3 protein-coding genes are annotated in these 5167 nt (G+C 64.3%); 2 read left to right on the forward strand and 1 reads right to left on the reverse strand.

The window, feature by feature from the left end; translation table 11 throughout:
* A partial coding sequence (uvrA, locus tag WBQ44_RS20965) for an excinuclease ABC subunit UvrA (RefSeq protein WP_495568595.1) occupies nucleotides 1-2751 on the reverse strand: 2751 nt, incomplete at its 3' end.
* 201 nt (nucleotides 2752-2952) lie between these two features.
* Between uvrA and WBQ44_RS20970 the strand changes: the two genes are divergently transcribed.
* Nucleotides 2953-3642: an MBL fold metallo-hydrolase gene (locus WBQ44_RS20970; RefSeq protein WP_495568596.1), complete on the forward strand. Its 690-nt coding sequence runs from the start codon at nucleotides 2953-2955 to the stop codon at nucleotides 3640-3642.
* A 127-nt stretch (nucleotides 3643-3769) separates the two neighbouring features.
* Complete coding sequence (locus WBQ44_RS20975) at nucleotides 3770-4930, forward strand: DoxX family membrane protein (RefSeq protein ID WP_495568597.1); 1161 nt, start codon at nucleotides 3770-3772, stop codon at nucleotides 4928-4930.
* Nucleotides 4931-5167: the final 237 nt, after the last annotated feature.

Consider the following 5167-nt stretch of genomic DNA (forward strand, 5'->3'; position numbering starts at 1 on the left):
GTCGGGGCCGAGGTCGATCAGCCAGTCGGCGGTCTTGATGACGTCGAGGTTGTGCTCGATCACCAGCACCGAGTTGCCCTTGTCCACCAGACCGTTCAGCACGCCGAGCAGCTTGCGGATGTCCTCGAAGTGAAGACCGGTGGTCGGCTCGTCCAGGATGTACACCGTGCGGCCCGTCGAGCGCTTCTGCAGTTCTGCCGCGAGCTTGACGCGCTGCGCCTCACCGCCGGACAGCGTCGTCGCCGGCTGCCCCAGCCGAACGTAACCGAGGCCAACCTCGACCAGGGTCTTGAGATAGCGGTGAATGGACGTGATGGGCTCGAAGAAGTCAGCCGCCTCCTCGATGGGCATGTCGAGTACCTCGGCAACGGTCTTGCCCTTGTAGTGCACCTCGAGTGTCTCGCGGTTGTAGCGGGCACCGTTGCAGACTTCGCAGGGCACGTACACGTCGGGCAGGAAGTTCATCTCGATTTTCAACGTGCCGTCGCCGGAGCATGCTTCGCACCGGCCGCCCTTGACGTTGAAGGAGAAGCGCCCGGGTTGATAGCCGCGCACCTTCGCCTCGGTGGTCGCGGCGAACAACGTACGGATCTTGTCGAATACACCGGTGTACGTGGCTGCGTTGGAACGCGGGGTACGGCCGATGGGTGACTGATCCACACGGACCAACTTGTCGAGCTGATCGAGACCGTTGATACGAGTGTGCCGACCCGGGACCTGCCGCGCACCGTTGAGCTTGTTTGCCATCACAGTCGCGAGGATGTCGTTGACGAGCGTCGACTTACCCGATCCCGACACCCCGGTGACCGAGGTGAGGACGCCGAGCGGGAAACTCACGTCGATACCCCGCAGGTTGTGCTCGCGGGCGCCGACGACGGTGACCTGCCGCTTCTTGTCCACGACCCGTCGGAACTCCGGCAGAGGGATTTGCATGCGCCCGGACAGATAAGCACCGGTGATCGATTCTTCGGATCTCAGCAAATCCTCGTAGGAACCGCTGTGCACGACGCGTCCGCCGTGCTCGCCGGCCAACGGCCCGATATCGACGACCCAGTCAGATGTGCGGATGGTGTCTTCGTCGTGCTCGACGACGATGAGGGTGTTACCCAGATCGCGCAGACGCGTCAGTGTGTCGATGAGCCGACGGTTGTCGCGCTGGTGCAAGCCGATCGACGGCTCGTCCAGGACGTACAAAACACCGACGAGTCCCGAACCGATCTGGGTGGCGAGCCTAATACGCTGAGCCTCGCCGCCGGACAACGAGCCTGCCGTACGTGAGAGCGAGAGGTACTCCAGACCGACGTCGAGCAGGAAGCCCAGGCGGGCCTGCACCTCCTTGAGGACCTGCCCTGCGATGGCCTCTTCCTTCGAGCCCAGCGTCAGACTGTTCAGGAAGTCGGCCGTCTCGGAGATCGACAATCGGCACACGTCGGCGATGGACTTCGGCCCGAAGCCGCCTGCCTCGATGGTGACCGAAAGGATCTCCGGACGAAGCCGGTCCCCGCCACAGGCCGGACACGGCACGTCGCGCATATAGCCGTCGTACCGTTCCTTCATCTGCTCGGATTCGGTCTGCTCGAGCCTCCGGTGCAGGAACGGCATTACGCCCTCGAACTCCGCGTAGTACGAACGCGTTCGGCCGTACCGGTTGCGGTACTTGACATGTACCTGATGCTCACTGCCTTCGAGCACTGCTTTTCGGACCTTGGCGGGCAGCTTGTTCCACGGCGAGTCGAGATCGAACCCCATGGCGTCGGCCAAGCCGGACAGCAGCCGGCCGAAGTACTCGGACGTTTGCCCCATGGACCACGGTGCGATGGCGCCGCCTGCCAACGACAAGTCGGGGTCGGGCACTACGAGGTCGGGGTCGACCTCCTTGCGAACGCCGAGACCGAGGCATTCGGAGCAGGCACCGTACGGCGAGTTGAACGAGAAAGCGCGCGGCTCGAGATCGTCGATCGACAATGGGTGCGCATTGGGGCAGGCCAACTTCTCGGAGAAGCGGCGCTCGCGGTCGGGAGCATTTTCCTCGCGGTCGACGAAGTCGAGGACGAGAATGCCGTCGGCGAGACGCAGCGCGGTCTCGACCGAATCGGTCAGCCGCTGCTTGGAACTGGCCTTGACGGAGAGGCGGTCCACGACGACCTCGATGTCGTGCTTCTCCTGCTTCTTCAGCTTGGGCGGGTCGCTGAGCTGGTGGACCACGCCGTCGACCCGAACGCGCGAGTAGCCCTGGGTGTTGAGCGACTCGAAGAGGTCGACGAACTCGCCCTTGCGGGTACGCACCACCGGCGCCAGCACCTGGAACTTGGCGCCCTCTTCCATCCCCAGCACCTGGTCGACGATCTGCTGAGGTGTCTGCTTGGCGATCCTCTCGCCGCAGACGGGGCAGTGCGCCGTGCCTGCGCGAGCGAACAACAGTCGCAGGTAGTCGTAGACCTCGGTGATGGTTCCGACCGTGGACCGGGGATTTCGATTGGTCGATTTCTGATCGATCGACACCGCGGGTGACAGACCTTCGATGAAGTCGACGTCGGGCTTGTCCATCTGCCCGAGGAATTGCCGCGCGTACGCGGACAGTGACTCCACGTAGCGGCGCTGTCCTTCGGCAAAGATGGTGTCGAACGCCAGCGAGGACTTGCCCGAGCCCGACAGTCCGGTGAAGACGACGAGGCTGTTACGAGGTAGATCGATGTCGACCCCTCGTAAATTGTGCTCACGCGCACCTCGCACGATCAGGCGATCCGCCACAATGTTCCCTTCTATTGGTCGAGCTGGTGGGGCCGACACCACTCTCGTGGGCCCCTCGTGTGCCACCGGCCGCACCAGTCGTACCGAAGCTTCGTAGATGCTCGCGTGAGGGTGCACCTCACGCAGTAGCAATGTTAGGCCGACCCACCGACAGGTTCCCCGACGGCGCAACTCCCCCGCGCCGACGGTAGCGTCCTCGAAATGGACGAGCACCTCATGGTCATCGACGACCAGTACACCGGCGTGGTCTCCCCGGGATCGGCGCCACAACGACGCGTGATGTCGGGAGGGACGATCACGAAAATTTCGGTCGGCCCGATGGACAACAACGCATATCTCATCGTTTGTTCCGCCACCGGCCAATCACTGCTGGTGGACGCTGCCAACGAGGCCGACCGCCTCTCGCAGCTCATCGACGAGAACGCTCCGACGCTGTCTCTCATCGTCACTACCCATCAGCACGCAGATCACTGGCAGGCGCTCGAAGACATTGCCGGCGGTACCGCCAGCCCCACCGCCGCGCATGGGTTGGACGCAGAGCCCCTTCCGGTCACCCCGGATCGACTGCTCGCCGACGGCGAGGTCATCTCGGTGGGTGAACTCACAGTGAAAGTGATACACCTCCGCGGACACACTCCCGGGTCGATAGCGTTGTCCCTCACCGACTCTGCCACACAACTGACGCACCTGTTCACCGGTGATTCCCTCTTCCCCGGTGGCGTCGGCAAGACGTCCGGTGCCGACGACTTCACCCGCCTGCTCGACGACGTCACCGAGAAACTCTTCGACGTCTACGGGGACGACACAGTCGTCTATCCAGGCCACGGCAAGGACACCACCCTCGGCGCGGAACGGCCCCACCTGGCGGAATGGCGCGAACGGGGTTGGTGACGCGATTGCGCGCTTGAAACCCGGGGGTCCGGGGTAAGAGTTACGGTGAGCGGCGCGGGTAGTGGTCACCACATACGCGTCGAACAAGTACGAGACGTTCACTTACGAACTACGCAGGAGGCTGTCAATGCTGGTCCGCCGTATCGCACGTCCGCTGATGTCGACCATCTTCATCGCCGGGGGTATCGACGCGCTCCGCAACCCCGCGCCGAGAGCAAAGGCGGCGACACCTCTGATCGAACAGGGACAGGACGCGCTGCCGGACAGCGTCACGACCAACATCCCCGACGATCCCGAGACCCTGGTACGCATCAACGGTGCGATCCAGGTCGGTGGCGGAATTCTGCTCGCCACGGGTAAAGCACCTCGCATCGCATCTCTCGCCCTGGCCGGAACCTTGATTCCCACGACGCTCGCCGGGCACGCCTTCTGGGAAGAAACGGATCCCGCAGCCAAAGCGGCACAGCGCACGCAGTTCTTCAAAAACGTCAGCCTGCTCGGCGGGCTCCTGATCGCCGCCGTCGACACCGAAGGCAAGCCCTCGCTGGCATGGCGCGGTCGCCGGGCAGCACGCAAGGCGCAGGCCACCGTCGTTTCTGCTCTTCCAGGCAGTCATGACACCGCCGACCAGCTCGGTGTCGCGTCCGAGCGCATCAAGGGCCTGGCTTCGGTCGCCGCATCGCGTGGCGCTGACTTGGCCGACGCCGCGCAGCCGGTCGTCTCCAAATGGGCCGACGTCGCAACCGAGAAGGGGTCCGAGTTGGCGCACACAGCGCAGCCGGTCGTCTCCAAGTGGGCCGACGTCGCAGCCGAGAAGGGTTCGGACCTCGCCAGCACGGCGCAGCCCGTCCTCTCCCGGTGGGCCCATCAAGCCGCGGACCGTAGCTCGGACATCGCCGAGGTTGCCCAGAAGCGCGGATCAAAGCTGGCCGACAAGGCCGCAGACCGTAGTACCGAACTGGCCAAGGTAGCCCACAAGCGTGGCTCCAAGCTGGCCGACCGCAGCTCCGATCTTGCTGACCTGGCCCAGGCGCGCGGGTCAGCGTGGGCCGACGTCGCCGCAGTTCGCGGAGCAGGACTCGTCGAGGTCGCACAGGACCGCGGCGCACGGTTCGTCGACATTGCAGCCGAACGAACAGACGGGCTCAGCAAGCGCGCGCGCAAGCGTGCGGAGAAGCAGAGCCTCGAGTTCGAGAAGGCAACCGAGCAAGCACGCGCCGCGCTCGAGAAGAAGGTCGTCAAGGCCCGTAAGGACCTCGACAAGAAGGTCCAGAAGTACGCCAAGTAAGTAACCGAATTCAAGAGGCCGAACGAAGAGCCCCGCCCTGAACTGCGGTTCTGCGGCGGGGCTCTTGTTCGTCATAGACTGCTTGGGCGAATTTCGCGCCAGTGAACAACCCTGCCGAACTCCCGAGGAGAACCTTTGCCGGACGACGGCCCCACCACCGCCGACAGCGTGGCGGACGACCCCACCTTCGCTGCCGACGACCCGCGTTCCGACGTCGAGCGCGAACAGACTTACGTG

This window comes from Rhodococcus sp. (in: high G+C Gram-positive bacteria) (assembly GCF_049591685.1).
In the GTDB taxonomy this organism is placed as follows: domain Bacteria; phylum Actinomycetota; class Actinomycetes; order Mycobacteriales; family Mycobacteriaceae; genus Rhodococcoides.